The following is a 25,466-nucleotide window of genomic DNA, read 5'->3' on the forward strand; positions in this document are numbered from 1 at the left end:
AGGCATTGTATATGCCAACTGAAGATACAACAATGTACGATCAAGTCGCAGAAGTCATTGAAAAATTACGTCCATTTTTACTCCGTGATGGTGGTGACTGTGCACTCGTTGACGTAGAAGATGGAATTGTAAAACTTCAATTATTAGGTGCTTGTGGGACTTGCCCAAGTAGTACAATTACATTGAAGGCAGGTATTGAGCGTGCCCTTGTAGAAGAAGTGCCTGGTGTTATTGAGGTAGAACAAGTATTTTAATAGAAAATAGATAGAAAGCCTGTGGCGTTGATGTTGCCACAGGCTTTTCGTTTAACCATTATGATGTTTATAGAGCCATAAGACACCGGATTTTAAGATCGATGCAAGTCGACCTGTCACAGTCGTATCCATCAAATAAGCAAAGCCTTTCTTTTCTCCAAGTGCGCCTAAGAAACCTTGAATTTTGATTTCTGGCATTTTTTCAGGAAGTGGCTTCCCTTGCCAAAGTGTCTTTAAGACGTCGGCAATTTGATCTGCCTGTTCTTCTGCAAGTTGTGCACTCGGTGCGAATGGTAAGTTTGCACAATCCCCAACAACATAGACGTTGGGATAAGTTGGAATTTGGTGATATTGATTGACCATGACACGGTTACTGCGACTCAGATCAACAGGTAAATTACGAACGAGTGACACAGGTTGAATACCTGCTGTCCATACGATTAAGTCATGTTCGTTTTTCGTATCTTTGTTATAAAGTGTACCTGGTTCAACTTTGACAATATTAGAGTTTGGAACAACTGTTACATTATGTTGATCAAACCACTTTTTAACATAATTGCTTAGTTTTTCAGGAAATTGATTGAGAATACGGTCCCCACGATCGTACAAGAAGATATCAAGGTCATCACGACTTTCACGAAGCGCACTTGCAAGTTCAATCCCACTTAAACCTGCCCCCACAATTCCAACTTGTGCGCCACTTGGTAATTCCGAAATATCATGATACGTTTTACGAGCGTCTGCCAATGTTTGAATACTATATGTATGTGTCTTAGCACCTGGTACATTGTGATATTTATCTTCACAACCAAGGCCGATAACAAGGTCATCATAATCAACACGTGTTTGTCCGACAGAGACGATTTGGTTATCGAGATCAATGTTTGTGATCTCTCCATAGACAGTATTAATACGCTCATCTTTTGGAAAGTTTACGCGAACTTCTTTATCAGATTTTGAACCAGCAGCTAAAGCATAGAATTCAGTTTTTAATCCATGATATGGCATGCGGTCAATTAATGTGACACGAAAATCCTCAGGCAAAGCCTCTGGTAATATTCTTGATAAGATACGCATATTACCGTATCCGCCACCTAATAAAACTAAACTTTTCATTTTTAACTCCCCTTTAACCATGATGATTGATGTGATAGGGTACTTTATCAATGCCCCTTTGAAAGTAACTCTATCACGTACAATAACTTAAAAGTTTGATAATTGTTCATATTTAATTATAGACATTTTTTGAACTGTTTACAATCATAGGAAGGAAGTCAGTGGCGGAATTTATTCCGTTTATTTCTATGTGAGCCGAGACATAGCGAACTGTGAGGATATTTGCTATAATGGCATCATTAAATTGAAAGAAGAAGGTGTAGGATGAATCCAATTGTCGAGTTTTGTATTTCTAATTTGGCAAGAGGTTCTCAAGTGGTTTTTGATGAGTTGGACAAAGACCCAGATGTGGACGTGTTAGACTATGGATGTCTACAAAATTGTGGTATTTGTAGTTCGGGACTTTATGCACTTGTGAATGGGGACCTTGTTGAAGGTGAAACACCTGATGAGTTATTAAAAAATATATATTCGCATATAGAAGAAACTTGGTTATTTTAAGGAGGAAATCATATGTCTACAGTAACATTAACTGAAGCAGCAGCTTATGAAGTAAAAGATATGTTAAAACAAAACGATATGCCAGATGGGTATTTAAAAGTAAAAGTGAACGGTGGCGGTTGTACAGGTTTAACATATGGTATGACAGCAGAAGCAGAACCAGGAGAAAATGATGAAGTATTGGAATTTCATGGTTTAAAAGTACTTGTTGATCCTGAAGATGCACCTATTTTAAACGGGACGACAATTGACTTTAAACAATCATTAATGGGTGGCGGATTCCAAATTGACAATCCAAATGCGATTGCTTCATGTGGTTGTGGTAGCTCATTCCGTACAGATAAAGTAGCGGGTACACCAGAAGAATGTTAATCATCTAAAAACAAAAATAACCATTCCTATGTTCTAATATGGGAATGATTATTTTTGTATGGTTTTTTAAGCGTTTTCATTTATTGAGGCTATCTTATTTAACTGATGAAAAAATGGTTCTAATAAATAAGAAAGAAATCGTACGAATGCTTGAATTTAGACTAAAAAAACTATAAACTAATAGATGATTATCTTTTAAGAATTTGTGTACTGTTTTAATAAAGTGGGTATACAGTATCAAATGTATTAATAAAATGATGAAGGAATAGGTGAATGAGAATGGCAGAACGTAAAAAAGTACTTGTTTTAGGTGCTGGTTATGCAGGATTACAAACTGTAGCAAAACTCCAAAAGCAACTTTCAGAAGAAGATGCAGAAATCACATTAGTAAACAAAAACGAATATCACTATGAGTCAACATGGTTACACGAAGCATCAGCTGGAACAATCAACTATGAAGATTTATTATATCCAATCGAAAGCGTACTTAAAAAGCATGTAAACTTCGTAAAAGCTGAAGTAACAAAAATTGACCGCAATGCGAAAAAAGTTGAAACAACTCGTGGTATCTTTGATTTCGATATTCTTGTTGTTGCATTAGGTTTCGAATCAGAAACTTTCGGCATTGAAGGTATGAAAGAACATGCATTCCAAATTGAGAACGTTCATACAGCACGTCAAATTTCACGTCATATCGAAGACAAATTTGCAAACTATGCAGCATCTAAAGAAAAAGATGAAAAAGACTTAGCAATCTTAGTAGGTGGTGCTGGTTTCACAGGTGTTGAATTCTTAGGTGAATTAACTGACCGTATTCCAGAATTAGCAAACAAATATGGTGTAGATCAAAGCAAAGTAAAAATTACTTGTGTTGAAGCAGCACCAAAAATGTTACCAATGTTCTCTGAAGAGTTAGTTAGCCACGCAGTTAGCTACTTAGAAGAACGCGGTGTTGAATTTAAAGTAGGTACACCAATCGTTGCTGCAAACGAAAAAGGTTTTGTTGTAAAAGTAGACGACAAAGAACAACAACTTGAAGCAAATACAGTAGTATGGGCTGCAGGTGTTCGTGGTAGCAACTTAATGGAAAAATCATTTGAAGGTGTAAAACGTGGTCGTATTGTGACTAAACAAGACTTAACAATCGAAGGCTATGATGACATCTTCGTTATCGGTGATGTTTCAGCGTTTATCCCAGAAGGTGGAGAACGTCCATTACCAACAACTGCACAAATCGCAATGCAACAAGGTGAAAAAACAGCGACAAACATTGCGCATATCTTGAAAGGTGAACCAACTGAAAACTTTACTTACGTTGATCGTGGTACAGTATGTTCATTAGGTCGTCATGACGGTGTAGGTATTGTTTACGGCCGTGAAATCACTGGTAAAAAAGCTGCTTTCATGAAACGTGTTATTGATACACGTGCCATCTTCAAAATTGGTGGTTTAGGCTTAGCTTACAAAAAAGGTAAATTTTAATCGAATATAAATGACTAGAAAAATCGAGTGGTGCTTTACGCACTTGCTCGATTTTTTGCTGTCATAGCATATGAAAAGGGCACACGTATAGAGACGAGGTGGCCTGATTTGCTACAATAGAATCAATAAGTTGAAAGGGGATTTGGCAATGACAACAAAAAGAGAAAAAGAGCAAGTTTATGTAATAGGGATTCCTGACCAATTCAATCAATATGTAACGAACGCAATCCCAGACGACACATTATCTGAAGCACTTCAAAAATTAAAAAAACAAAAGTTTATTAAAAGTCATTTAGGTGCGGTTTCTGTTGTTCCAGTAACAGTAGATGATGTACAGCATAAATTTGTAACAGTAGGACTAGGGAATATCAGTCATCAAGAACAACGTGACTATTTAAAAATTGGGGGTAATTTATTTCAATATCTTCAACAAGAACGTATCACTGAGATACAACTATATCCATACACATTTTTATCAAAATCAGTTGATTCACAATATGTCTTTCAAACAATGGGAATACAATATGAACAGGCAACATATGAATTTGATAGTTACCGATCTGACAAAGTGGCACCATTTGAATTGAATATTGAATGGCTCTCTGCAGATGAAGAACATCAACAAGCATTTGATCAAGGACAAAAGCTTGGAAAGGCTATTAATTATGCGAGAACTTTAGGTAATATACCACCAAATATATTAACACCTGATTATTTAGCCACACTTGTTCAAGAGCATTTTGAAGGTACGAAAGTTCAAGTTGATGTCAAAGATGAGTCAGCCATTCAACAAGAAGGATTTGGTTTAATTCATGCAGTCGGAAAAGGCTCTGTTAATCCACCACGCGTGATTACATTAAAATACGAAGGAAATTCAGAGCAGGCAGATGATGTCATTGCATTAGTCGGTAAAGGGATTACTTATGATTCAGGTGGCTATTCAATCAAGTCAAAAACAGGCATGCCAACAATGAAATTTGATATGTGTGGTGCAGCGAATGTCATTGGTATGGTTGATGCGATTGCAAATTTGAAATTAAAAGTGAACATTGTTGCGGTAATTGCAGCAGCAGAAAATATGATTGATAACAATGCGATGAAACCGGATGATGTCTTTACAGCATTAAGTGGCGAAACAGTTGAGGTACCTAATACAGATGCAGAAGGACGTCTTGTACTAGGAGATGCGTCATTTTATGCAAATCAATTCGCACCTAAGTTAATTATTGATTTTGCTACGCTGACAGGTGCGGCAGTTGTTGCTTTAGGAGAAGATAAAGCAGCAATATTCAATAAAAATGCGGATAAAGCACTACTACAAGCAATATTGGAAACAGCAAATCGCGTAGATGAAGCGGTATATGAATTACCAATCACTGAAACAGAACGTCGAAATATTAAAGCATCAGATGTTGCTGATTTAACAAATCATGTGAATGCGCACGGCAAAGCATTATTTGCAGCAGCATTTGTCACGCATTTTAGTGGAGAAACACCTCATTTACATGTCGATATCGCAGGACCAGCTACAACAACGAAATCATCTTATAAAGGACCTAAGGGACCAACAGGATATATGATACCTACAATTGTTAATTGGTTGATGACACGATAAGATACAATTGAAATAAGAAGGATACGAAAGAGTGAGAACTGTCTTATGAAAAGGCATATACTCACTCTTTTTCTTTTTTGAACACAAATTATTTCATATGATTTAAAAAAGACATATTGACTTAAGGAGTTACAATTGTTATATTGTATACACAATACTTTAACTTGGTAATGAACTAAAGGAGTGGGCGGAATGAATGCTGTATTAATCGCAGTATTATTAATGATTGTTTTATGTTTATGTCGACTGAATGTCGTCATTAGTTTATTTATAAGTGCACTAGTAGGGGGGATTATCTCAGGTTTATCACTTGAGAAAACAATCTCCGTATTCACATCAAATATCGTTGATGGTGCAGAAGTGGCATTAAGTTATGCTTTACTGGGTGGATTTGCGGCACTGATTTCATACAGTGGTATCACAGATTATCTTGTACAGAAGATTATTCGTGCTATTCGTGCAGAAGATACCAAAGTTTCTCGTATTAAAGTGAAAAGTGTCATCATTATTAGTTTACTCGTATTAAGTGTGATGAGTCAGAACGTGATCCCAGTGCATATAGCGTTTATTCCGATTGTCATCCCACCGTTACTTAGCTTATTTAATGAATTGAAAATGGACCGTCGTTTAATTGCGGTGATTATCGGCTTTGGTCTATGTTTCCCATATGTTTTACTACCATTTGGTTTTGGTCATATCTTCCAAGAGATTATTCAAAAAGGTTTTGAAAAAGCAAATCACCCCATTGAATTCTCAATGATTTGGAAGGCAATGATTATTCCGGCAAGTGGATATATTATTGGTTTAATACTGGCATTAATTTATTATCGCAAGCCACGAATATATAAGCCAATTCAAATGAATGATGAAGTGAATCAAACAGAATTAAAACCATATGTACTAGTCGTAACTGTAGTTGCAATTTTAGCGACATTCATTGTTCAAACAGTGACAGACTCTATGATATTTGGTGCATTAGCAGGTGTACTTGTATTCTTCTTATCAGGTGCATACACTTGGAGAAATTTAGATGATAAGTTTGTTGATGGTATTAAAATTATGGCATACATTGGTGTTGTAATTTTAACTGCGAACGGATTTGCAGGCGTGATGAATGAAACAGGAGATGTGCAAAAGCTTGTTGAAGGACTTACAACAATTGCAGGCGATAATAAGTTTATTAGCATCGTCCTTATGTATGTCATTGGCTTAATTGTCACATTAGGTATTGGTTCATCATTTGCGACAATTCCAATCATCTCAGCACTGTTTATTCCATTCGGTGAATCAATTGGCCTAAGCACAATGGCTTTAATTGCATTGATTGGTACAGCGAGCGCATTAGGTGACTCAGGATCTCCAGCAAGTGATTCAACACTTGGACCTACAGCAGGTTTAAACATTGATGGTCAACACGATCAAATTCGTGACACATGTGTACCGAACTTTGTATTCTACAATATTCCACTTATCGTAATGGGAACAATTGCTGCACTTGTACTATAATACAAAGTGGAGGTAGGAATACGTCATGACTAATTTAGTAGATTTACTAGAAATGAAAGTCCTAGAACAACGAGACGGATTTTTGAAGATGTCCATGCCAGTGAAAGATCAAGTGAAACAGCCATTTGGTTATTTGCATGGTGGCGCAACAATGGCATTAGGCGAAACGGCTTGTTCTATGGGTTCAGCAAATCTTGTTGATACAACAAAAGAAATACCCGTTGGCTTAGAAATGCATACGAATCATATTAAGTCAGCAACAGATGGATATATATACGCAGAAGCAACAATTCTTCATCAAGGGCGTAGTACACACGTTTGGGATATTCGAATCACAGATGATGAAGGACGTTTAATTAGTGTGATGCGTGGTACATTGATGATTAAGAAAATAACGAAATAACAATAATAAAAATGGAATGGCTAATGAGCTGTTCCATTTTTATTTGCGTCTGTCATGTGTAATAGTTTGAAGGTGAAAGTCCGTTATAGGGTTAGTAGTAGGAACCGTTAGCGAAAGGCAATGTAAATGAATAATTATCTTAGAAAGACATTAAAAGATAACACATCTCTACATCCAATGGAAGAATGTTTAAAGACATTCAATTTTTATGGTCCTTTTCAAATCTAAATATTCAGATTTGGTTACTTATTGAAGATATATCTAATCTCAGTTTAAATCTCATTCACTATAATTAGCTAACTTAACTTGAAATTCGCAAGTTCTCTCGTTAATTTAATTCCTATTATTTTTATAAAGAACGCGGTGCTTGTATTCCTAATAACCTGAGACCTTCTTCTAAAACTATAGAAACTGCTTTTAATACAGATAATCTTGATTCCAATAATGCATTTTCATTTAAAATTTTAGTCTTTCCATAATAGTTGTTAAAATGTCTAGAAAGTTGCAATAAATATTTTGATATTTCTGCGGGTGATTGTTTTATCATTGCATTCTCTATTGTCTCTTCAAAAATCAATAAATCCTTAATTATTGTCCATAAATCTTCATTAATATTTGAAATTTCTATATTAGTTAAATTGATTTTAGATTTTCTTAATATTGCATTAATCCTTGCATTAGTATACTGAATATATAAACATGTATTTCCTTCTGGCATTAACATATCTTCTAGGTTAAATTCAATATCATTCTGACGTTCATGTTTTAAGTCATTGAAAATAACTGATCCTACGCCTATCTTTTCGGATATTTCATCAATATCTTCAGTATTTGGAGATTTTTCTAATATATTTTTTTTGGCGATATATACAGCCTCATCTAACACTTCTTCTAAAAAAATCACTTTCCCTTTCCTAGTTGACATTTTTTTGCCGTTCTTCAGAATCATTCCAAATGGTATGTGTTCAATATCTGTAGCCCATTCGGCTCCCATTAATCTTAATACTTCAATAAGTTGTTGAAAATGTAATCTTTGTTCATTCCCAACAAAATAATATGATTTGAAAAATTCATAATTATTTTTTCTGTATATAGCTGTAGCTAAGTCTCTAGTTATATATAAAGAGGATCCATTATTTTTTTGAATAAGTGCAGGTGGTAGGTTGTCTAATTTTACAATATTTGCTCCATTATCTTCTTGAAGTAAATTTTTATCTTTTAAAATATCGATAACTGATTGTAGTTTATCATTGTAAAAAGCTTCTCCATTATATGAATCAAAGGGACTCCTAGCCTATTATATATTTTATTGAATGAAGCTAAAGATACCTCTCTAAACCATTTCCATAATTCTATATACTCTTCTACACCTTGTTCTAACTTCAAAAAGGCTTCTCGTCCTTCTTCATTCAAGTGGTCATTCTTTTCTGCTTCTTCATGAAATTTGACATATAATTTAAACAACTCTTGGATAGGGTTTTCTTTTACTAATTCTTCTTCTCCCCACATTGTATAAGCTACTATTAGTTTGCCAAACTATGTTCCCCAATCTCCTATGTGATTTATTTTAATAGGTTTATAATTTAATTTTTCTGCTATTAAAGATATTGAATTACCTATTACTGTAGATCTTAAATGTCCCATAGAAAAAGGTTTAGCTATGTTTGGAGAAGATATATCCATTGTAATTACTTTCCCATCTCCTATATTTCTCGAGCCAAAGTTAGAGGATTTTTTTAATACATCATTTATAACTTTTATACCGAATAATTTAGGATCCAAAAATATATTTAAATATCCACTCTTACTTTCTAATTTAATAATTTTTTCATCATCTATTTCTAGTGATAGTTTATCTGCTATTTCTTGGGGACTTTTTTTTCTATATTTACTTAGCACAAAACATGGAAAGGACAAATCCCCTTGATTTTCATATTTAGGGTATTCAATATAATCTAATATTTCTTCATTACTCAATTCAGAAATATGATTACTTAATATTTCGGAACATATTTTTTTCAAATGCATACATCTCCTTTTTAAAAAATTTAGAATTTTTGTTATTATTAGAATACGACAATTAATATTTCAGTATTATATCATTAGATACAAAGACCATGCAATTACGTCCTAAATATTTACTTTATAAACTCCTGAAAAATAGGAGATTCTGTTGTAAAGTTGGAAAATTATAGTTAATCACGATTTTTATATTGGTACTGTTCGCTTAACTAGAAGACATGTAACTAATTTCGTAGAATGGAGGAAATATTTATATTTTAAGAGATTTGCAGTTCTTTTTGTATTCATTCGGAACGGTGAAAGTCCTTTACAAGTTTGGTAGTAAGAACTGTTAGTGAAAGACAAGGGTGTTTATTGTGAAGAGTAACAGGCATTGTAATAAAAAGATATTTTAAAATGTAATATGACAATCATAGTTATTTTTAGGGGGTGATACAATGTTGTATATATAGTAACTGATGATAATAAACTAATCGGTATTTTTTATAAAATTAATGATTTAGAACTAATTAGTAAAAACTTACACTTATACATAGATGTGAATTGTTTAGATCTACATGAATTTAACTCTTCTAGCTTTTACTTCCGTTTGGTTTAACTACGGATGATTTTTTAGATATTATAAAAGGCTTAAAAGGTTACAATATAATTGGTATCTATATAATGGAATACAATCCACTATTAGATAAAGAGGGCAGAGATAAATATACTGTAATAAATATTCTAAAAGAATGTATATATATATAACATTTTAAAAATTTAAGGAGTGTATATCATATGAGTAAAGCTCTAGTAGTTTTAGATTTTCAAAAAGGTTTTGTAGAACAAGGTGATTTTCAAGAAAGAGTTGATAGAATAGAAAAAATGATTTCTCATTTTAAAGAAAATAAGAATGAAGTAATATTTATTAAACATATTGATTATGATATTGAAAAGAGCCCTTTATTTTTACAAAGAAAGATAATATTGAGATAGTAGTAGATACAAAGAATAGTATTGTATTTGAAAAAAAGTGAGCCTAGTGCTTTTACTAGTAAAAATTTTAAAGAGTATATAAAAGAAAAAAATATAGACCATATATTTATAACTGGTTTCAATACGGAATACTGTTGTTTATTTACTGCAATAAATGCATATCATGAAGATATTAAGGTGACATTTATTGAAGATGCCACAGCAACTGTAAATGATGAAGAAACCTATGAAATGAAAGGTTTAGATATCTATGATTTCATTGGAACGGTTTTAGATTGGTTAAACTGCATAGAGGTATTGTATTATGATGAATACAAAGATTTATATACAACGTGATGAAGTGAGTAGTTTAATCAATAATATTTGTTTAGACACGAGGAACAGGAATTGGAACAAAAAAGTTATGTTAACATGAAATATGACAGATTAGTTATTTTTAGGGGCTGACACAATGTTGTATATAAAAAGCAAGTTTCTTCTAATATTGGCGATTTTACTTTTTATTTCTATGTTTTATTTTAAAACTGAATTAAGGGATTCTATATTAAGACTCCTAGGCTATATTTTATCAGGGGTTTTAGCAGGGAAAGCTATTGGATATAAAGAAAAGGGTGAATAACATTAAAGTGTACTTGAAGTAGGGGCCACTTTAATGTTATTCATCCTTCTTTATTTCGGCTTTTCATAGCGAAGTGTAATCCGAAAGAAGTCGGACACAAACACTTGCACTGATGAACAGAAATACTATATAAGGTTATGTGGAATGGACGCGTCTGCCTAACAAGATACAATCCAACACTACCCGAGTTCTAAATAGTAAATGGCGCAAGGATAATATGTTCATATACAACTATAAATAATTCGATATTGGAGTATTTGGATATGATCAATCACTTTATTATTCATGACAACTTTTGATGAGTTAATCGTTATTGGAATCAAAATGTCTGTTATGATATTACTAACTTAAACTTGGAATTTGCGTTTTTAGTTATTTTACTGAAGTGGGGTAATAAAATATGAGGAGTGGTCATACATGTTAGAAACTGAACGATTATATTTGAGTGTACCGTCAGAAGCACATATAGAAACCATTTTCAAAGTTCATGCAGATCCTAGCACACAGCAATACAATCCAAGTGGACCAGTGAAAAAGATTGAAGATTTTAGAGAAACATATGAAGTATGGAAGAAGCACCACGACGCACATCAATTTGGTTATTAAATATTAATAGACAAATCAACAGATGAACCATTTGGTGTTTGCGGTTTACAATTTACAAAGCTTCAAGGGGAAACAGTTCTTAATATTTATTATCGCATTGCTACTGAAAAAACGAGAAAGGGATACGTAAAAGAAGCCATCACATGTATTATGGAGCATGTATTGATGCTAACTGAGAATCGATATAGAATGCTTATTTTAACAAAAGTGAATAACGTGCCATCTATTAAGACAGCAGAGTCACTCGGATTTATATATGATCTATCATTAGACGATTATGAAGAAAAAGGGAATGTCTATTTTTTTAATAGATGAGTATATAAAAAGCGTACAATCACATGGACTGTACGCTTTTAACTATTTTAAAGTTTCATTCCTTTAAGGTCTTCTTTAACTTCATCCATTTTTAATCGTTTAGAAGCAGGCGTCTTTAGGTTATACGCTGCTTTCAATACCATGTGACTGGCAATAGGTCCCGTAATGAATACGAAAACAATACCAATTAATAGATGGAAGTTCACATAGCCTTCTTTACCGATAAAGTAAATAAATGTACCTGTGAGTAACAACATCGTACCAAGTGTTGCTGCTTTTCCTGCTGCGTGAGCACGTGAATAAACATCATCTAAACGCAACATCCCGATTGCAGCAAGTGCACTGAATAGGGCGCCAGTGATAACTAAGATAAGACCGATACTAATCACGACTGTCTCTGTCATATTCGATCACCTCTCCCTTATCCATAAATTTAGCAAAAACAGCTGTACCTAAAAAGGCAAGAATCCCAATTAATAAAATGGCAACAATCATATAACGTGTTCCCAAAATGATGGAGAACAGCCCAATAACAGCCATTAACTGAATGCCAATTGCATCTAAAGCAACGACACGGTCAGGTAATGATGGACCTAAAATAACACGTACAAGAATCGCTAATATTGAGAGTACGACAATGACAAGCGCAATAATTATAAAAATATCATAGTTCATCATACTCACCGACCTCTCTAACAGCCTTTTCAAGTGAACCTTTGATGGCTGCAATTTCTTCTTCCTTCGTTGAAAAATCCAAGCAATGGATGTAAAGACGTTTCATATCATCATTGACACCGATAACCACTGTACCTGGAGTCAATGTGATTAAGTTGGAAAGTAAAGCGACTTCCCATTTATGCTTCAAGTCTGTCTCATAGACAAAGAATGCAGATTCATTTTTGATTTGAGGTTGAAGAATAATACGCAATACACCGATATTAGCTTTAATTAATTCTGAAATAAATACGAAGACAAGCTTGATCACGTTATACAAAGTGATGACATAAAAGCGACCTGGTAAAAGTTTACGCATCAGGAATACAAGTAGCATTGCGAATAAATAGCCAAGTACGAAGGAATTCATCGTGTAGCTACCTGATAAAAATAACCAAAAGATGGCAAGTCCTAAATTAATCACAATTTGTACTGCCATATTATTTCACCCCCAATACACTATCAATATATGTTTCCGGTTGATAGAATGACTTCGCTGCTTCAGCCACAATCGGATAGAGTTCACCAGCAAAGAGACCGAATGCGACTGTGATCACAACTGCTAAAATAGATACTGCTAGTAAGCCTCTGTGGTGCAAGTGTGGATTATAAACATATCCGTAACTCTTGCCGAAGAATCCATTTAAAAAGATATTAATCACTGAATATAACACGATAAGACTTGATAGTAGTACGATAATACCACTGAAATAAAAGCCTCGTTCAAATGTTGCTTGAACAATGTAAAGCTTACCGTAGAAGCCGCTAAATGGTGGAATACCTGCTAAGCTGAGTGCAGCGATAAAGAATGTCCAACCGAGCACTGGATAGTGGTGTATTAAGCCACCAAAGTCTCGTAAGTCTGTTGTTTTAGCAATTTTATACATAATACCAATTAAGAAGAACAATGCAGCTTTTACAAGCATATCGTGAAGTGTGTAGTAGATGGCCCCCACAATACCTGCTTCATTCATCATGGCCACACCGACAAGAATCACACCTACAGCAATCATAATATTGTATAAAATAATACGTTTTGTATCTCTAAAGCCAACAGCACCGACACAGCCAAAAATGATTGTGAGTAGGGCAAGGGCGAGAATTGTATAGTGTGAGAATGTCAATGTGTCATGGAAGAATAGGCTCATTGTACGCGCAATGGCATAAACTCCGACTTTTGTTAGTAATGCACCAAAGAATGCAATGATAGCAAATGGTGGCGCATAGTACGCACCTGGAAGCCAGACATACATTGGGAATGCCCCGGCTTTTGTTGCGAATACGAAAATGAATAAAATAAACACGATACTTACTAGGCCTGGATGTGTTTGATAAACCTCATCCAGTTTAACGCTGATATCCGCCATATTTAATGTGCCGACAACTGAGTATAAAATACCAACAGCCATAACGAAGAATGCGGATGACACAACGTTAACCAGTAAGTATTTCACACTTTCTTGTAATTGTATCTTTGTTCCACCGATGACCATCAGTCCATATGAAGCCATTAAGAAGACTTCGAAAAAGACAAATAGGTTGAAGATGTCCCCAGTAATAAAGGCACCATTGATACCTGTTAACATGAACATCACAGTGAAGTAGTAGTAATACGTTTCACGGTGTAAGCCAATAGACTGATATGAGAATAGGATAATCAAAAGTGTGATAATCACACTTGTTGTGACGAGTAAAGCACTAAATAAATCGAGTACAAAGACGATACTATATGGTGCTTTCCAAGAACCGAGTTTTAAGACAATTGGATGACCTGCTTTCCATACATTGTAGAGGTTAAGCAAGGCAAATCCTAAAGTTATGAGTGTACCTGTTAATGCGACATAACGTTTAATAAAGGGGCGTAACCCGATAAAAATTAATAATATTGCTGTAATGACTGGCACAACGAGTACCATGACAAGTAAGTTCTCATTCATCATCATCTTGTGGTACCCCCTTCATACGTTCTACATTATCTGTGCCAAGTTCTTTATAACTTCTAAAGGCTAATACTAAGAAAAAGGCTGTAACTGCAAATGAGATAACGATTGCCGTTAAAATCAATGCTTGTGGGATTGGATCGACATAATTGCTAACGCCTTTCTCATAAATAGGGACGCGACCTGTTTTCAATCCACCCATTGTCAAAATAAATAAGTTTGCGGCATGTGATAATAATGCAGTACCGATAATAATTCTGATTAAACTTTTAGACAGAATGAGGTAAACACTAATAGAAGTTAAGAAGCCGCAAACAAAAATTAATACTATTTCCATTACTCATTCTCTCCAATCGTTAGAATTATTGTCATGACCGTTCCCACAACCGCAAGTAGCACACCTGTATCAAAAATAACAGCAGTATGCAGATGCATTGGTGCTAAAAGGGGAAGCGGAATATCAACTGACGTATGTGTAAAAAAGTTTTTACCGTATGTCCAACTTAACATGGGTGCAATCACACAAAACGTCAAACCAAGTGCGATTAACTTTTTAAAGTCCCAAGGGAAAACTTTACGCAATGTTTTTACATCAAATGCGACTGCTAAGATAACCAGTGAACTCGATACAAGTAGGCCACCAATAAAGCCGCCCCCAGGTGTATAATGACCGGCTAAGAAGAGTGAGAAGCCGAACATCATAATTAAGAAAAAGATAATCAGTGCTGAATATTGAGATATTAAATCATTTTTTTGCCTGTTCAATCTTCTCCACCCTTTCATAACCATTTTTGTGTTTTGCACGTAGTTTAATGAGTGTATAAATACCCATACCCGCAATACCGAGTACAGATGACTCGAACAATGTATCCATACCACGGAAGTCAACAAGGATTACGTTAACCATGTTTTTACCTTCAGCTAGGTCATAGACATGTTCTTTGTAGAAACTACTGATTGAGTCAAAGTGACGGTTACCATAGGCAATTAAACCTAAAATTGTTACGACAGCACCGACACCAATTGAAATTAAAACATTTCCTACTTTATATGATCGTGTTTCGTTATAACGGCTCATATTAGGTAGGTGATAGAAACATAATAAGAACAATGCTGTAGAGATTGTTTCAACGACAAACTGTGTCAATGCTAAGTCAGGCGCATTGAAGAAGATAAAGAAGATTGCCATTGAATAACCGACTGCACTCAGCATGATAATACTGAATAGTCGAGAGCGTGCGAACATAATCATCGTTGCTGCAACAATAATTGTAATAACAGAAATCATTTCATATAGACGTACCGGTGATACTTTCACAAAGTCGAATGTAAACGGTACGAAAATAAGTGTGATACATGTGATGGCTATCATCATGAAGAAGATGATAACGAGATTGTTACGAATAAATCCTGTCATATATGTACGCGTAATCTGAGTTGCATAGTAAGGTGTATATCGACCAGTTTGATCATACCAATGATTCAATGTAATAGATGTTGGTATTTTGAGTAATACAGGCACCCATTTATTGAAAGTAAGTAATAATACAGCCCCTACAATATAAATGATTAATGTTGCAAAAAAGGCTGGTGTGAAACCATGCCACATATGAAATTCAGCATGTACTGAATCCACATTCGCAATTGCTTTTGCTGCTGGTTCTACAAATGGTGCAGACACCAAGCTAGGGAATAAACCAATAGCGATCACTAAAGTAGCTAAAATCGTTGGTGAAACATTCATTAAGAATGATGCTTCATGTGCTTTATGTGGTAGTTTGTCAGGTGTATATTCGCCAAGGAAAATTTCTGAGATGAATTTAAATGAATAGACGAATGTGAACATGCTACCTACAATTGCAACAATCGGCAGTAATAAGCCAACTGAACTTAAGTTAAAAATACCTGATTCAGTAACAGTAATCATTGATTCTAAAAATTGTTCCTTTGATAAGAAACCATTAAATGGTGGAACACCCGCCATACTAAGTGATGTGATAATCGATAGCGTAAATGAAATCGGCATAACCGTCATCAGACCACCTAATTTTTTTATATCACGTGTTCCAGTTGCGTGGTCAACCGAACCAGTGATCATGAACAATGCACCTTTGAACGTTGCATGGTTGATTAAATGGAATACGGCTGCACTAAATGCTGCGACATAAAGTTGACTGTCTGCACCTTCAAAGTGATAACTTACAGCACCGATACCGAGCATGGACATGATCATACCCAACTGCGAAACGGTTGAAAATGCAAGGATTCCTTTTAAGTCTTGTTGCTTTGTCGCATTGAGTGAACCCCAGAAGAGTGTGACAAGACCAAATGCGGTAACTGTCCAAATCCAACCTTGTGATACAGCAAAGATAGGTGTTAAGCGCGCGATTAAATAAATCCCAGCTTTAACCATTGTTGCTGAGTGAAGGTAGGCACTGACTGGAGTTGGTGCTTCCATTGCATCAGGTAACCAAATATAAAATGGAAACTGTGCAGATTTCGTCATGGCACCTAAGATAATAAATACCATTGCAAGCACAAAGAATGGTGATGATTGAATGTCTGATACTTGTTCAATCATTTCACGAATACGCCATGTGCCAGATGCTTGATGAAGCAGGATAAATCCACCGAGCAATGATAATCCGCCAAAGACAGTAATCATCATTGACTTCATCGCACCATACAATGACTTTTCTTTGTGACGCCAGAATGAGATGAGCAAGAAACTAGAGAATGATGTCAATTCCCAGAAGAAATATAAAACTAAGAGGTTATCTGAAAGAACGACACCAAGCATCGCACTCATGAAGATTAATAGATAACAATAAAAGTTACCAAGTTGCTCTTTTTTACTTAAATAGCTAATAGAATAGAGTACGACAAGGCTTCCGATACCTGTTATTAATAGACTGAATAAAAGGCTGAGCCCATCTACATAAATGTCAAAGTTCATACCGATTTGTGGCATCCATGCAGCGGACTTTTCTGTATAATGTCCGGACATAGTAGGTTTGATATACGATAAGAAGTATATAAACAACACAAAAGGAATCGGTAACACAAACCATCCTAAATGAATCCGCTTATAGAAGCGATACAAGATAGGAATGAGTAGTGCAGATATCAGCGGTAACAGCACCGCAATATGTAACCAACTCATAAATTGTCCTCCTTAAAAAATAATACGATATGCTTATTATACATGATAATGAATAGTGTGAAAAACATGACACGTCGCATACGGATGCATGTTTCCGTCACTTTTAAATAAGAAGAAACGCATCAAAAAATTATTTGAAATCAACTTTGTATTGTCGTGTATAATCTACTTTCAAGTTATTGAGACATTGTAAGGCAGCACGTGAATATGCAGAGTCTGTTTCTTGTAAATCACGTTCTAACTTTGTTAATGCTTGTTGAAGTGAAACAGTGTATTCTTGAACGTCTCCCTCAAATGGTTTTAACTTACTCTTTGTTGTATAGCGTTTTTCATATAAACTTAACGCTTTGCGTTCATGAAAGAACACACCTTCCACTTCATTTGGACTATGTAAGTCACCTTGTTTTGGGTGTTTGATGACTTGTACCACCTTCACTAAGATTTGATCAGCCGTGTCATCTACGACCTCAACAGCGTAAACGCCAGATTTATGTGCAAAACGATAAAGCATGTTAATTCCATCCTTTCTTAAATATGTTAAAATATAGAGTATATTTAATTTTATCATGAATGGAGCATTAAAATGACAAACTACCCACAATTGACAAAAGAAATACAAGATAATGAAATAAAAGCAGTTATGCACACAAATAAAGGGGATATGACTTTAAAATTATTCCCAGAGATTGCACCAAAAACTGTTAAAAACTTTGTTGAACTTTCTAAAAAAGGTTACTACGATGGCATTACATTCCACCGTGTGATTAATGACTTTATGATTCAAGGTGGTGACCCAACTGCAACTGGTATGGGTGGCGAAAGTATCTATGGCGGACCATTTGAAGATGAATTCTCTATGGAAGCATTTAATATTTATGGTGCATTATCAATGGCAAATGCTGGTCCTGGTACAAATGGTTCACAATTCTTTATTGTGCAAATGAAAGATATTCCAGCACAAATGGCAGATCAATTAGAAAATGGTGGATGGCCTAAAGAAATTGCTGAAGCATATCGTGAAAAAGGTGGTACACCTTGGTTAGACCAAAAACATACAGTATTTGGTCAATTGATTGAAGGTGAAGACACGTTAGAAGATATTGCAAGTGTTAAAGTTGGTGCACAAGACAAACCAGTGTATGACGTAGTGATTGAATCAATTGATATTGAAGAATAAGAAGTGATAAGGAGTATGCATCATGTCTAACAATGAATTAAACATTCACTTATATCAGCTGTTGGCAGCATGGAATCCGATGAACTTTGATGATCCAACAATGGGAGATGCAGAAGTTTACGAAATGATGGATGCCGTTCATCACTATGGTGAACCGACTGAAATTGCAGAAGCCTTTCAACAAATCTTTCAGTTTTCGTTTGAAGTGTCGCTTCCAAAAGATGCATGCTTACAAAAAGCGAGAGAAGCCGTGCAATTACAACAATCTTGTGAAGTGATTTAAAATATAGCCCCGGATGTAGCGTAAGTCGTGATGTCTGGGGTTTTTTTATCATCTATCTTACAAGTAAATATTTTAAATCATAGTGGTTGACTTTGGATTTAAACCAAGTTATAATTATCTCGAATTCGAAATAATAACAATTTAGGTGATGATGTGAACAGAAATGATGAAGCTTTAAAAGCGTTTGTAGGTATTAAACGTACAAATGATATGTTAGACCGAATAGTTAAGCAAGATATGAAAAACTATGGTTTAAATGTGACGGAATTTGCAGTAATGGAACTTTTATATCACAAAGGTGAACAGCCTATTCAAAAAGTTAAAGATCGTATACTCATCGCAAGTAGTAGTACAACATATGTCATTGATCAACTTGTTAAGAAAGGTTATGTCATTCGTCGACAAAACCCTAAAGATAAACGTGTTATATATGCAGTTTTGACAGAAAAAGGGTATGAGTTAATGTGTAAAATATTTCCATTACATGCAAAAACGATTGAGAAAATCTTTTCTAGCCTAAATGATGAAGAACTGACTGTATTGAGAACAGCATTAAAAAAAATGAGCGCGTATTCTACTGAGTAGATGCAGCGTAATTTTTTTAAAAGAAATTATCTCGAAATCGAAATAATAAAGTTAAAGAGAGAAGGAATATAAAATGAGTAATCAAGAACTTATCGGTATCCACCATGTAACAGCAATGACAGATAATATTGTGAGAAACTATGAATTTTTTACAGAAGTATTAGGAATGCGTTTAGTTAAAAAGACAGTAAACCAAGATGATATTTATACGTATCATACATTTTTTGCAGATGACCTAGGATCACCAGGCACAGATATGACATTTTTTGATTTTCCAAATAACCCTAAAGGTGTTAGAGGGACAAATTCAATAAGTCTTGCAGCATTTAGAGTACCTAATGATGCAGCGCTAGAATATTATTTAAATCGTTTTGAAGAATTTGATGTTAAACATGATGGCATTCAAGAATTATTTGGTAAAAAGGTATTGCCGTTTGAAGAAGAAGACGGTCAAAGATATCAATTAATATCAGATGAACAAAATGAAGGCGTTAAACCTGGTGCGCCTTGGAAAAACGGTCCAGTACCAGAAGATAAAGCAATCTATGGTCTAGGTCCTATTGAAATCACTGTGAGTTACTATGATGATTTTAAATCAATGTTGACACAAGTTTATGGTATGAAACCAATTATTGAAGAAGATGATGTGACATTATTAGAAGTTGGAGAGGGTGGTAATGGTGGTCAAGTCATTTTGAGAAAAGACGAAGAAAGCCCTGTAGCAAGACAAGGGTATGGAGAAGTTCACCATGTATCATTTAGAGTAAAAGATCATGAAGCAATTAAATCATGGGAAGAAAAGTATAATAAATTAGGGATTAGACATTCTGGTCATGTGGATCGATACTACTTTGAAGCTTTATATGCAAGAGTTGGGCATATACTAATAGAGATTTCTACGGATAGTCCAGGATTTATGGGAGATGAACCGTATGAAACGTTGGGAGAAAGTCTATCATTACCACCATTTTTAGAAGCCAAACGTGATTATATTGAGTCTGATATCAAAGCATTCGATACAAGCAGAGAACACTAATTTATAAAAAGGAGAGATTTGATGAAGGAGATACGACCTGAAACATTATCACAAAAAGAAAATTACAAATTGTTGATTGGATCAATTATTCCGAGACCCATCGCGCTTGTTACAACACAGACTGATAGTGGCATATTGAACATTGCGCCTTTCAGTTTCTTCAATATCGTATCTTCTGATCCTCCTATTGTGTCAATAGCCGTTCAACGTGTGAATGGAGAATTAAAAGATACCGCACGTAATATTTTACAAAATAAAGAAGCGGTTGTGCATATTGTAGATACAGATAATGTAAATGATGCCAATCAAACTGCTGCTGTATTAGAACCAAATGAGAGTGAACGAGTTCGTACGGAATTTGAAGAGGTGGATTCTGTCGAAGTGTCTGTATCAGGTTTAAAGCAAAGTAAAGTGAGATTTGAAACAGTATTAAAAGAACATATTCCGATTTATAAAGATCATGTACCTATTTCTGATTTATTACTTTTAGAAGTGAAATATTATCATTTTGATGAGGCGATTTATAGTGAGGGATATATTAATAAAGATAAGCTGAAAGCAGTCAGTAGACTTGCCGGTAATGATTATGCTGAAATTGGTCAAACATTTACGATTGAAAGACCAGATTAAAGAGAGGTGCTAAAAAATGAAACATATTTTTAAACAAGGTGAACAAGGTAAGCCAGTTTTCTTATTGTTACATGGAACAGGTGGTAGTGAAACAGACTTATTGCCATTAGCAGAAATGCTCGACCCAACTTATAGCGTATTAAGTGTTAAAGGTGAAGTATCAGAAAATGGTATGGCGAGGTTCTTCAAAAGATTGGGAGAAGGCAAATATGATTTGGAAGATTTAGAGTACAGAGGAAAAGAATTATTTCACTTTGTAAAAACGGCTGCTGAAAAATATAATTTTAAATTAGAAGATGTCATACCAGTTGGTTTTTCAAATGGCTCTAACATTGCGATTAACCTTATTTTGAGAGAAGAAACGCCATTTCAAAAAGCATTGTTATTCGCACCACTTTATCCAGTAGATGTAGAAGATAATCAAAAAGATTTATCAGAATTTGAAGTATTCCTGTCAATGGGGGAAAACGACCCGATTGTGACGAAAGAACAGAGTAAAGATGTGATCAACATCTTTAAAGAGAGAAATGCTAAAGTGAACGAAACATGGGTAAATAGCCATGAAATGACACAAGCAGCTGTCCTTGCAGGTAAAAAGATATTGTGAAAATCGTTAACTAGATGTTGAAATGATTTATCAGAATAAGTATAAAATAAGCCTAGGTGCACCGCATTGGCACCTAGGCTTTTTATGTACGTGTTACTTAGATGAATCCTCAATTCGCTTTATGGATTGTTCCACCCAAGTTGGCAACCGTTCTGCTAAAGATTGAAACCCATACTTCTCAGTTTCTTTAATCTCGTCCAATACTGAACGTTTCACTTTTTTACGTTCATAATTTTTAAAATAATCATTGTCTCTTAGTGATAGGTTTAACTTCCCAGCTTCATCTATAGAAATAATCTTTGCTTTGACGATTTGACCAGGTGTTAAAAGTTTTTTTAAATTATGGACATAATCATCCATGACTTCAGATATATGAATTAATCCTTCAGTATTGTCAGGGGTTTCAACAAAAGCGCCGTAGGGTTGAATACCAGTCACACGCACCTTGATATGTTGACCGACACGATACTGTTTCTTCAACATGCATAACCCCTTATATGATTAAAATTTAACATATTTATAATAGCATATTTCAGAAAATTATCCTAATTAAAGAGTGCATAATTTAAATAAATAACTGTGATTATTGTAACGGAAGTAGTATCTATATAGAGACGGTTTATAGCGATATCTTAGCATTGTTATTCAAAGTTTTTAGGGTTATTTTATGGTTGATGAGAATGGATTTAAAGCTAAAAGTTTAACACAATTTTTTAATTAGTTTATAATAAAGTAAAATTAAAGAAGTAAGGTGAGAAGATGTCAAAAACATTAAGACTTGTTTATCCAGATTGGCAATCAGGAAATAGAACAGAATACTATGATGGTGCATTTTTTCTCAAACAACTCATTCCCCAAAATGATGAGCAAAAAGAGGTACAAGTGACTGTCGAGCATAATAATGGTGACTTGCTAAAGAAAATGGTGTTTATGGTCAATCTCAAATCATCAATAACGTCAAAAAAGCAAAAGAAATATTAAATAATGAAGCACCTGAAAAAATAATTACTCTAGGTGGCAATTGTATGGTATCTCAAGCGCCTTTTGATTATTTAAATGCGAAATATTCAGGTGATTTAGGTGGGATATGGATTGATACACATCCTGATATTTCTTACCCTAAAGATTTTACGAATGAACATGCTATGGTTGTTGCGAACTTAATTGGTAAAGGTGACAATGAACTTTCTCAATTCATGTCATCACCACTAAAGCCAAATCAATTTTTATATGTTGGATTGCAAGATTTATTAGATTTTGAAGTAGAAAATTTAAAAGAATTAGACTTTTCTTATGAACTACAAAACGATAAAATCTTTGATTATCCTAAAATACAAGAATGGATTAATCAAAATAATTTTTCAAAAATTGCCATTCATTTTGATATAGATGTATTAAATCCGAATGAATTTCGTTCTAGTTATTTTGCTGAACCAAATGTTAGTGAATTTCCCGCAGCAGCTGGGAAAATGTCTTTAAATGAATTAGAAGAAATACTAACTGGTTTATTTGAAAATAATGAAATTGTTGGCTTCACGATTGCGGAATATCTGCCGTGGGATCAAATGAATTTAAAAAATATCTTTAACAAGCTTAATATATTTAATTAATAAAATTATATGAAGACTTTTAAATAACTCTGGATAAACCACTCAATTATAATTGAGTGGTTTTTTACGATATTTGATGAATTAAGTGACAAGAAAAAGAGATAACGATGTTTTTTCGAAAATAGAGCCTCTAATAGTTGAAATTTGTCTAAATTATGGCTATAATGCTTGTAAATGAAAGCGCTTTTATATGATGAAAAATAATCATGGATACAGTTGCTTTGATTGATATACATATATCACAAATTTGTTTATAAGATAATTCTGTAAAGACTGAAAATTCTTTTACAAATAATGGTGGGTTATGTCATGATAAGTATATAGCTTTCTCAAAAACAAAGGAGGATTTTGAATGATTCCATACAAACATGAACCATTTACAGATTTCACAAAAGAGGAGAACCGTACGGCTTATTATCGCGCCCTTGAAAAAGTGGAAAGTGAATTAGGTAAAACGTATCCACTCATCATCGGTGGGGAACGTGTATACACAGACGATACAACACGTGTGTATAACCCATCGAATAGAGAAGAGACAATTGGTTATGTTTCTAAAGCGTCAAGAGAACATGCTGAACAAGCCTTAGAAGCGGCAAAAGAAGCATTCAAAACATGGAGAAATGTTGATCCTAAAGTACGTGCTAATGTATTATTCCGTGCTGCTGCAATTACAAGAAAACGTAAGCACGAATTCTCAGCATTATTATCTAAAGAAGGCGGTAAACCATGGAAAGAAGCCGATGCAGATACTGCAGAAGCAATCGACTTCATGGAATACTATGGCCGTCAAATGCTTGAATTAAAAGATGGCAAAAAAGTAAACAGCCGCCCAGGTGAATATAACCAATTCGACTACCTTCCAGTAGGTGTGAGTGTTGTTATTTCACCATGGAACTTTGCATATGCAATCATGGCTGGTACTACTGTTGCACCAGTTGTAACAGGTAACACAGTGTTATTAAAACCATCATCAAACACACCAATTATTTCTTATAAATTTATGGAAGTACTTGAAGAAGCTGGTTTACCAAAAGGTGTTGTAAACTGGATTCCTGGTTCTTCTAGTGAAATTGGAGACTTCTTAATTGAAAATAAAGATGTCGGCTTAATTTCATTTACAGGTTCTAAAAATGTAGGTAAAGAAATTATTCAAAAAGCTGCAGTGATCCAAGAAGGTCAAAATCACATCAAGCGTGTGATTGCTGAAATGGGTGGTAAAGATGCACTTGTTGTAGATAGTGAAGCAGACCTTCAAGTTGCAACAGATGCAATTGTATACTCAGCATTCGGTTTCTCTGGACAAAAATGTTCAGCATGCTCACGCGTTATTGCACACCAAGATATCTATGATGAATTATTAGAGCGTGTGAAAGCTGAAACTGAAAAAATTAAAGTGGGTAACGCAGCTGAACCAGATACGTATGTAGGTCCAGTTATCGACCAAAAATCTTTAGATAAAATCAAAAATTACATTGAAATTGGTAAAGAAGAAGGTCGTTTAGTGACTGGTGGTAACACAGATGAAGAAAAAGGTAACTTTGTACACCCAACGATCTTTGCAGACTTAGATCCAAATTCTCGCATTATGCAAGAAGAAATCTTCGGACCTGTTGTTGGTTTCACAAAAGTAAAAGATTTTGATGAAGCAATTCAAGTTGCGAATGATACTGAATATGGTTTAACTGGTGGCGTTATTTCTAACAACAGAATGAAGTTAGAACAAGCACGTCGTGACTTCATGGTTGGTAACTTATACTTTAACCGTGGTTGCACAGGCGCTGTCGTAGGCTACCAACCATTCGGTGGATTCAAAATGTCAGGTACAGATTCAAAAGCGGGTGGTCCAGACTACTTAGTACTTCACATGCAAGGCCACACAGTTTCTGAACATTTATAAAAAATAAATCATGTGATTGAGGTAAGCTATATCACTTT

29 protein-coding genes and 3 pseudogenes are annotated in these 25,466 nt (G+C 34.6%); 21 read left to right on the forward strand and 11 right to left on the reverse strand.

Going from position 1 to position 25,466, the window contains the following annotated elements; genetic code table 11:
• The first annotated feature begins 11 nt into the window (after positions 1 to 11).
• Positions 12 to 254, forward strand: a complete 243-nt coding sequence (locus tag MUA88_RS02760; protein ID WP_044360536.1) for a NifU family protein — start codon at positions 12 to 14, stop codon at positions 252 to 254.
• Between the two features lie 51 nt (positions 255 to 305).
• On the opposite strand, the gene MUA88_RS02765 is transcribed toward MUA88_RS02760, so the two are convergent.
• On the reverse strand, positions 306 to 1,370 hold the full coding sequence (locus MUA88_RS02765; protein WP_262604623.1) for an NAD(P)/FAD-dependent oxidoreductase: 1,065 nt from the start codon (positions 1,368 to 1,370) through the stop codon (positions 306 to 308).
• Positions 1,371 to 1,634: 264 nt separating this feature from the next.
• On the opposite strand from MUA88_RS02765, the gene MUA88_RS02770 reads away from it, so the two are divergent.
• The 6 genes from MUA88_RS02770 (at position 1,635) to MUA88_RS02795 (ending at position 7,249) form a co-directional block, all read left to right on the forward strand.
• On the forward strand, positions 1,635 to 1,871 hold the full coding sequence (locus MUA88_RS02770) for a YuzB family protein (protein ID WP_262605733.1): 237 nt from the start codon (positions 1,635 to 1,637) through the stop codon (positions 1,869 to 1,871).
• 12 nt (positions 1,872 to 1,883) lie between these two features.
• A complete protein-coding gene (locus MUA88_RS02775) occupies positions 1,884 to 2,243 on the forward strand; it encodes a HesB/IscA family protein (protein WP_262604625.1) in 360 nt (119 codons plus the stop codon).
• Between the two features lie 279 nt (positions 2,244 to 2,522).
• Entirely contained in the window at positions 2,523 to 3,725 is a 1,203-nt protein-coding gene (locus MUA88_RS02780) for an NAD(P)/FAD-dependent oxidoreductase (protein ID WP_262605734.1), read from the forward strand.
• A 148-nt stretch (positions 3,726 to 3,873) separates the two neighbouring features.
• Entirely contained in the window at positions 3,874 to 5,340 is a 1,467-nt protein-coding gene (locus tag MUA88_RS02785) for a M17 family metallopeptidase (RefSeq protein ID WP_262605735.1), read from the forward strand.
• Positions 5,341 to 5,532: 192 nt separating this feature from the next.
• Positions 5,533 to 6,846: a Na+/H+ antiporter family protein gene (locus MUA88_RS02790; protein WP_262605736.1), complete on the forward strand. Its 1,314-nt coding sequence runs from the start codon at positions 5,533 to 5,535 to the stop codon at positions 6,844 to 6,846.
• Between the two features lie 25 nt (positions 6,847 to 6,871).
• Positions 6,872 to 7,249: a PaaI family thioesterase gene (locus MUA88_RS02795; protein ID WP_262604629.1), complete on the forward strand. Its 378-nt coding sequence runs from the start codon at positions 6,872 to 6,874 to the stop codon at positions 7,247 to 7,249.
• A 349-nt stretch (positions 7,250 to 7,598) separates the two neighbouring features.
• Here the strand turns inward: MUA88_RS02795 and argS are convergent.
• Positions 7,599 to 9,277 (reverse strand): annotated as a pseudogene (argS, locus tag MUA88_RS02800) (arginine--tRNA ligase).
• A 591-nt stretch (positions 9,278 to 9,868) separates the two neighbouring features.
• Here argS and MUA88_RS10935 point away from each other — a divergent pair.
• The 5 genes and pseudogenes from MUA88_RS10935 to MUA88_RS02820 all read left to right on the forward strand — a co-directional run.
• Positions 9,869 to 10,018: pseudogene (locus MUA88_RS10935) on the forward strand (hypothetical protein); the annotation flags it as partial.
• A gap of 30 nt (positions 10,019 to 10,048) precedes the next feature.
• A pseudogene (locus MUA88_RS02805) lies at positions 10,049 to 10,582 on the forward strand (cysteine hydrolase family protein).
• A gap of 115 nt (positions 10,583 to 10,697) precedes the next feature.
• Positions 10,698 to 10,865, forward strand: a complete 168-nt coding sequence (locus MUA88_RS02810; protein ID WP_262604632.1) for a hypothetical protein — start codon at positions 10,698 to 10,700, stop codon at positions 10,863 to 10,865.
• Positions 10,866 to 11,282: 417 nt separating this feature from the next.
• Positions 11,283 to 11,471, forward strand: a complete 189-nt coding sequence (locus MUA88_RS02815) for a GNAT family N-acetyltransferase (protein WP_262604633.1) — start codon at positions 11,283 to 11,285, stop codon at positions 11,469 to 11,471.
• A 6-nt stretch (positions 11,472 to 11,477) separates the two neighbouring features.
• Positions 11,478 to 11,786, forward strand: coding sequence for a GNAT family N-acetyltransferase (locus MUA88_RS02820; RefSeq protein WP_262605097.1), 309 nt, complete (start codon positions 11,478 to 11,480; stop codon positions 11,784 to 11,786).
• Between the two features lie 47 nt (positions 11,787 to 11,833).
• On the opposite strand, the gene MUA88_RS02825 is transcribed toward MUA88_RS02820, so the two are convergent.
• The 8 genes from MUA88_RS02825 to kapB form a co-directional block, all read right to left on the reverse strand.
• On the reverse strand, positions 11,834 to 12,190 hold the full coding sequence (locus MUA88_RS02825; RefSeq protein ID WP_262604634.1) for a Na+/H+ antiporter subunit G1: 357 nt from the start codon (positions 12,188 to 12,190) through the stop codon (positions 11,834 to 11,836).
• Positions 12,168 to 12,461 (reverse strand): Na(+)/H(+) antiporter subunit F1, encoded by a 294-nt coding sequence (locus MUA88_RS02830; protein ID WP_262605098.1) that lies wholly within the window; start codon positions 12,459 to 12,461, stop codon positions 12,168 to 12,170. The genes MUA88_RS02825 and MUA88_RS02830 overlap by 23 nt, the downstream gene beginning before the upstream one ends.
• Positions 12,451 to 12,939 (reverse strand): Na+/H+ antiporter subunit E, encoded by a 489-nt coding sequence (locus MUA88_RS02835; RefSeq protein WP_262604635.1) that lies wholly within the window; start codon positions 12,937 to 12,939, stop codon positions 12,451 to 12,453. Before MUA88_RS02835 ends, MUA88_RS02830 begins: the two co-directional genes overlap by 11 nt.
• A 1-nt stretch (position 12,940) precedes the next feature.
• Entirely contained in the window at positions 12,941 to 14,440 is a 1,500-nt protein-coding gene (locus MUA88_RS02840) for a Na+/H+ antiporter subunit D (RefSeq protein ID WP_262605937.1), read from the reverse strand.
• On the reverse strand, positions 14,430 to 14,777 hold the full coding sequence (mnhC1, locus tag MUA88_RS02845) for a Na+/H+ antiporter Mnh1 subunit C (RefSeq protein WP_095115882.1): 348 nt from the start codon (positions 14,775 to 14,777) through the stop codon (positions 14,430 to 14,432). Before mnhC1 ends, MUA88_RS02840 begins: the two co-directional genes overlap by 11 nt.
• Positions 14,777 to 15,223, reverse strand: a complete 447-nt coding sequence (locus MUA88_RS02850; RefSeq protein WP_275982320.1) for a Na(+)/H(+) antiporter subunit B — start codon at positions 15,221 to 15,223, stop codon at positions 14,777 to 14,779. Before MUA88_RS02850 ends, mnhC1 begins: the two co-directional genes overlap by 1 nt.
• Positions 15,186 to 17,603: a Na+/H+ antiporter subunit A gene (locus tag MUA88_RS02855; protein WP_262605737.1), complete on the reverse strand. Its 2,418-nt coding sequence runs from the start codon at positions 17,601 to 17,603 to the stop codon at positions 15,186 to 15,188. The genes MUA88_RS02850 and MUA88_RS02855 overlap by 38 nt, the downstream gene beginning before the upstream one ends.
• A gap of 130 nt (positions 17,604 to 17,733) precedes the next feature.
• Positions 17,734 to 18,114 (reverse strand): sporulation phosphorelay system protein KapB, encoded by a 381-nt coding sequence (gene kapB, locus MUA88_RS02860; RefSeq protein ID WP_262604638.1) that lies wholly within the window; start codon positions 18,112 to 18,114, stop codon positions 17,734 to 17,736.
• 72 nt (positions 18,115 to 18,186) lie between these two features.
• Between kapB and MUA88_RS02865 the strand changes: the two genes are divergently transcribed.
• The 6 genes from MUA88_RS02865 to mhqD all read left to right on the forward strand — a co-directional run bounded on the left by MUA88_RS02865 (position 18,187) and on the right by mhqD (position 21,921).
• Positions 18,187 to 18,780: a peptidylprolyl isomerase gene (locus MUA88_RS02865; protein WP_262604639.1), complete on the forward strand. Its 594-nt coding sequence runs from the start codon at positions 18,187 to 18,189 to the stop codon at positions 18,778 to 18,780.
• 22 nt (positions 18,781 to 18,802) lie between these two features.
• Complete coding sequence (locus MUA88_RS02870) at positions 18,803 to 19,063, forward strand: DUF1871 family protein (RefSeq protein ID WP_095115890.1); 261 nt, start codon at positions 18,803 to 18,805, stop codon at positions 19,061 to 19,063.
• 153 nt (positions 19,064 to 19,216) lie between these two features.
• Positions 19,217 to 19,648: a MarR family winged helix-turn-helix transcriptional regulator gene (locus tag MUA88_RS02875; protein ID WP_262605738.1), complete on the forward strand. Its 432-nt coding sequence runs from the start codon at positions 19,217 to 19,219 to the stop codon at positions 19,646 to 19,648.
• 73 nt (positions 19,649 to 19,721) lie between these two features.
• Positions 19,722 to 20,684 carry a ring-cleaving dioxygenase MhqE gene (mhqE, locus tag MUA88_RS02880; protein ID WP_262605739.1) on the forward strand — a complete coding sequence of 321 codons (963 nt, stop codon included), beginning with the start codon at positions 19,722 to 19,724 and terminating at the stop codon, positions 20,682 to 20,684.
• 21 nt (positions 20,685 to 20,705) lie between these two features.
• Positions 20,706 to 21,314 carry a flavin reductase family protein gene (locus tag MUA88_RS02885; RefSeq protein ID WP_262604642.1) on the forward strand — a complete coding sequence of 203 codons (609 nt, stop codon included), beginning with the start codon at positions 20,706 to 20,708 and terminating at the stop codon, positions 21,312 to 21,314.
• 16 nt (positions 21,315 to 21,330) lie between these two features.
• On the forward strand, positions 21,331 to 21,921 hold the full coding sequence (gene mhqD, locus MUA88_RS02890) for a methylhydroquinone degradation carboxylesterase MhqD (RefSeq protein WP_262604643.1): 591 nt from the start codon (positions 21,331 to 21,333) through the stop codon (positions 21,919 to 21,921).
• A gap of 93 nt (positions 21,922 to 22,014) precedes the next feature.
• Here the strand turns inward: mhqD and ygs are convergent, their stop codons facing one another.
• The gene (gene ygs, locus MUA88_RS02895; RefSeq protein ID WP_481906561.1) at positions 22,015 to 22,404 is read right to left on the reverse strand and encodes a S1 domain-containing post-transcriptional regulator Ygs; all 390 of its coding nucleotides are present in this window, start codon (positions 22,402 to 22,404) and stop codon (positions 22,015 to 22,017) included.
• Positions 22,405 to 22,680: 276 nt separating this feature from the next.
• Between ygs and MUA88_RS02900 the strand changes: the two genes are divergently transcribed.
• The 3 genes from MUA88_RS02900 to pruA all read left to right on the forward strand — a co-directional run bounded on the left by MUA88_RS02900 (position 22,681) and on the right by pruA (position 25,428).
• Positions 22,681 to 22,902 (forward strand): hypothetical protein, encoded by a 222-nt coding sequence (locus tag MUA88_RS02900; protein WP_262604644.1) that lies wholly within the window; start codon positions 22,681 to 22,683, stop codon positions 22,900 to 22,902.
• Between the two features lie 23 nt (positions 22,903 to 22,925).
• Positions 22,926 to 23,531, forward strand: a complete 606-nt coding sequence (locus MUA88_RS02905; protein ID WP_262605938.1) for an arginase family protein — start codon at positions 22,926 to 22,928, stop codon at positions 23,529 to 23,531.
• Between the two features lie 352 nt (positions 23,532 to 23,883).
• Positions 23,884 to 25,428: an L-glutamate gamma-semialdehyde dehydrogenase gene (pruA, locus tag MUA88_RS02910; RefSeq protein ID WP_262604645.1), complete on the forward strand. Its 1,545-nt coding sequence runs from the start codon at positions 23,884 to 23,886 to the stop codon at positions 25,426 to 25,428.
• The last annotated feature ends 38 nt before the right edge of the window (positions 25,429 to 25,466 follow it).

The sequence above is a fragment of the Staphylococcus sp. IVB6240 genome (assembly GCF_025558425.1).
Taxonomy (GTDB): Bacteria; Bacillota; Bacilli; order Staphylococcales; family Staphylococcaceae; genus Staphylococcus.

Excerpts from the sequence above, each read along its gene's own strand:
- MUA88_RS02900 (WP_262604644.1), top strand. The coding sequence starts at position 22,681 with ATGTCAAAAACATTAAGACTTGTTTATCCAGATTGGCAATCAGGAAAT.
- MUA88_RS02785 (WP_262605735.1), top strand. The coding sequence starts at position 3,874 with ATGACAACAAAAAGAGAAAAAGAGCAAGTTTATGTAATAGGGATTCCT.
- MUA88_RS02780 (WP_262605734.1), top strand. The coding sequence starts at position 2,523 with ATGGCAGAACGTAAAAAAGTACTTGTTTTAGGTGCTGGTTATGCAGGA.
- MUA88_RS02870 (WP_095115890.1), top strand. The coding sequence starts at position 18,803 with ATGTCTAACAATGAATTAAACATTCACTTATATCAGCTGTTGGCAGCA.
- MUA88_RS02765 (WP_262604623.1), bottom strand. The coding sequence starts at position 1,370 with ATGAAAAGTTTAGTTTTATTAGGTGGCGGATACGGTAATATGCGTATC.
- pruA (WP_262604645.1), top strand. The coding sequence starts at position 23,884 with ATGATTCCATACAAACATGAACCATTTACAGATTTCACAAAAGAGGAG.
- MUA88_RS02810 (WP_262604632.1), top strand. The coding sequence starts at position 10,698 with ATGTTGTATATAAAAAGCAAGTTTCTTCTAATATTGGCGATTTTACTT.
- MUA88_RS02840 (WP_262605937.1), bottom strand. The coding sequence starts at position 14,440 with ATGATGAATGAGAACTTACTTGTCATGGTACTCGTTGTGCCAGTCATT.
- MUA88_RS02825 (WP_262604634.1), bottom strand. The coding sequence starts at position 12,190 with ATGACAGAGACAGTCGTGATTAGTATCGGTCTTATCTTAGTTATCACT.
- MUA88_RS02815 (WP_262604633.1), top strand. The coding sequence starts at position 11,283 with ATGTTAGAAACTGAACGATTATATTTGAGTGTACCGTCAGAAGCACAT.
- MUA88_RS02855 (WP_262605737.1), bottom strand. The coding sequence starts at position 17,603 with ATGAGTTGGTTACATATTGCGGTGCTGTTACCGCTGATATCTGCACTA.
- mnhC1 (WP_095115882.1), bottom strand. The coding sequence starts at position 14,777 with ATGGAAATAGTATTAATTTTTGTTTGCGGCTTCTTAACTTCTATTAGT.
- MUA88_RS02795 (WP_262604629.1), top strand. The coding sequence starts at position 6,872 with ATGACTAATTTAGTAGATTTACTAGAAATGAAAGTCCTAGAACAACGA.
- mhqE (WP_262605739.1), top strand. The coding sequence starts at position 19,722 with ATGAGTAATCAAGAACTTATCGGTATCCACCATGTAACAGCAATGACA.
- MUA88_RS02770 (WP_262605733.1), top strand. The coding sequence starts at position 1,635 with ATGAATCCAATTGTCGAGTTTTGTATTTCTAATTTGGCAAGAGGTTCT.
- MUA88_RS02790 (WP_262605736.1), top strand. The coding sequence starts at position 5,533 with ATGAATGCTGTATTAATCGCAGTATTATTAATGATTGTTTTATGTTTA.
- MUA88_RS02850 (WP_275982320.1), bottom strand. The coding sequence starts at position 15,223 with ATGAAAGGGTGGAGAAGATTGAACAGGCAAAAAAATGATTTAATATCT.
- kapB (WP_262604638.1), bottom strand. The coding sequence starts at position 18,114 with ATGCTTTATCGTTTTGCACATAAATCTGGCGTTTACGCTGTTGAGGTC.
- MUA88_RS02760 (WP_044360536.1), top strand. The coding sequence starts at position 12 with ATGCCAACTGAAGATACAACAATGTACGATCAAGTCGCAGAAGTCATT.
- ygs (WP_481906561.1), bottom strand. The coding sequence starts at position 22,404 with ATGTTGAAGAAACAGTATCGTGTCGGTCAACATATCAAGGTGCGTGTG.
- MUA88_RS02835 (WP_262604635.1), bottom strand. The coding sequence starts at position 12,939 with ATGGCAGTACAAATTGTGATTAATTTAGGACTTGCCATCTTTTGGTTA.
- MUA88_RS02830 (WP_262605098.1), bottom strand. The coding sequence starts at position 12,461 with ATGAACTATGATATTTTTATAATTATTGCGCTTGTCATTGTCGTACTC.
- mhqD (WP_262604643.1), top strand. The coding sequence starts at position 21,331 with ATGAAACATATTTTTAAACAAGGTGAACAAGGTAAGCCAGTTTTCTTA.
- MUA88_RS02865 (WP_262604639.1), top strand. The coding sequence starts at position 18,187 with ATGACAAACTACCCACAATTGACAAAAGAAATACAAGATAATGAAATA.
- MUA88_RS02885 (WP_262604642.1), top strand. The coding sequence starts at position 20,706 with ATGAAGGAGATACGACCTGAAACATTATCACAAAAAGAAAATTACAAA.
- MUA88_RS02775 (WP_262604625.1), top strand. The coding sequence starts at position 1,884 with ATGTCTACAGTAACATTAACTGAAGCAGCAGCTTATGAAGTAAAAGAT.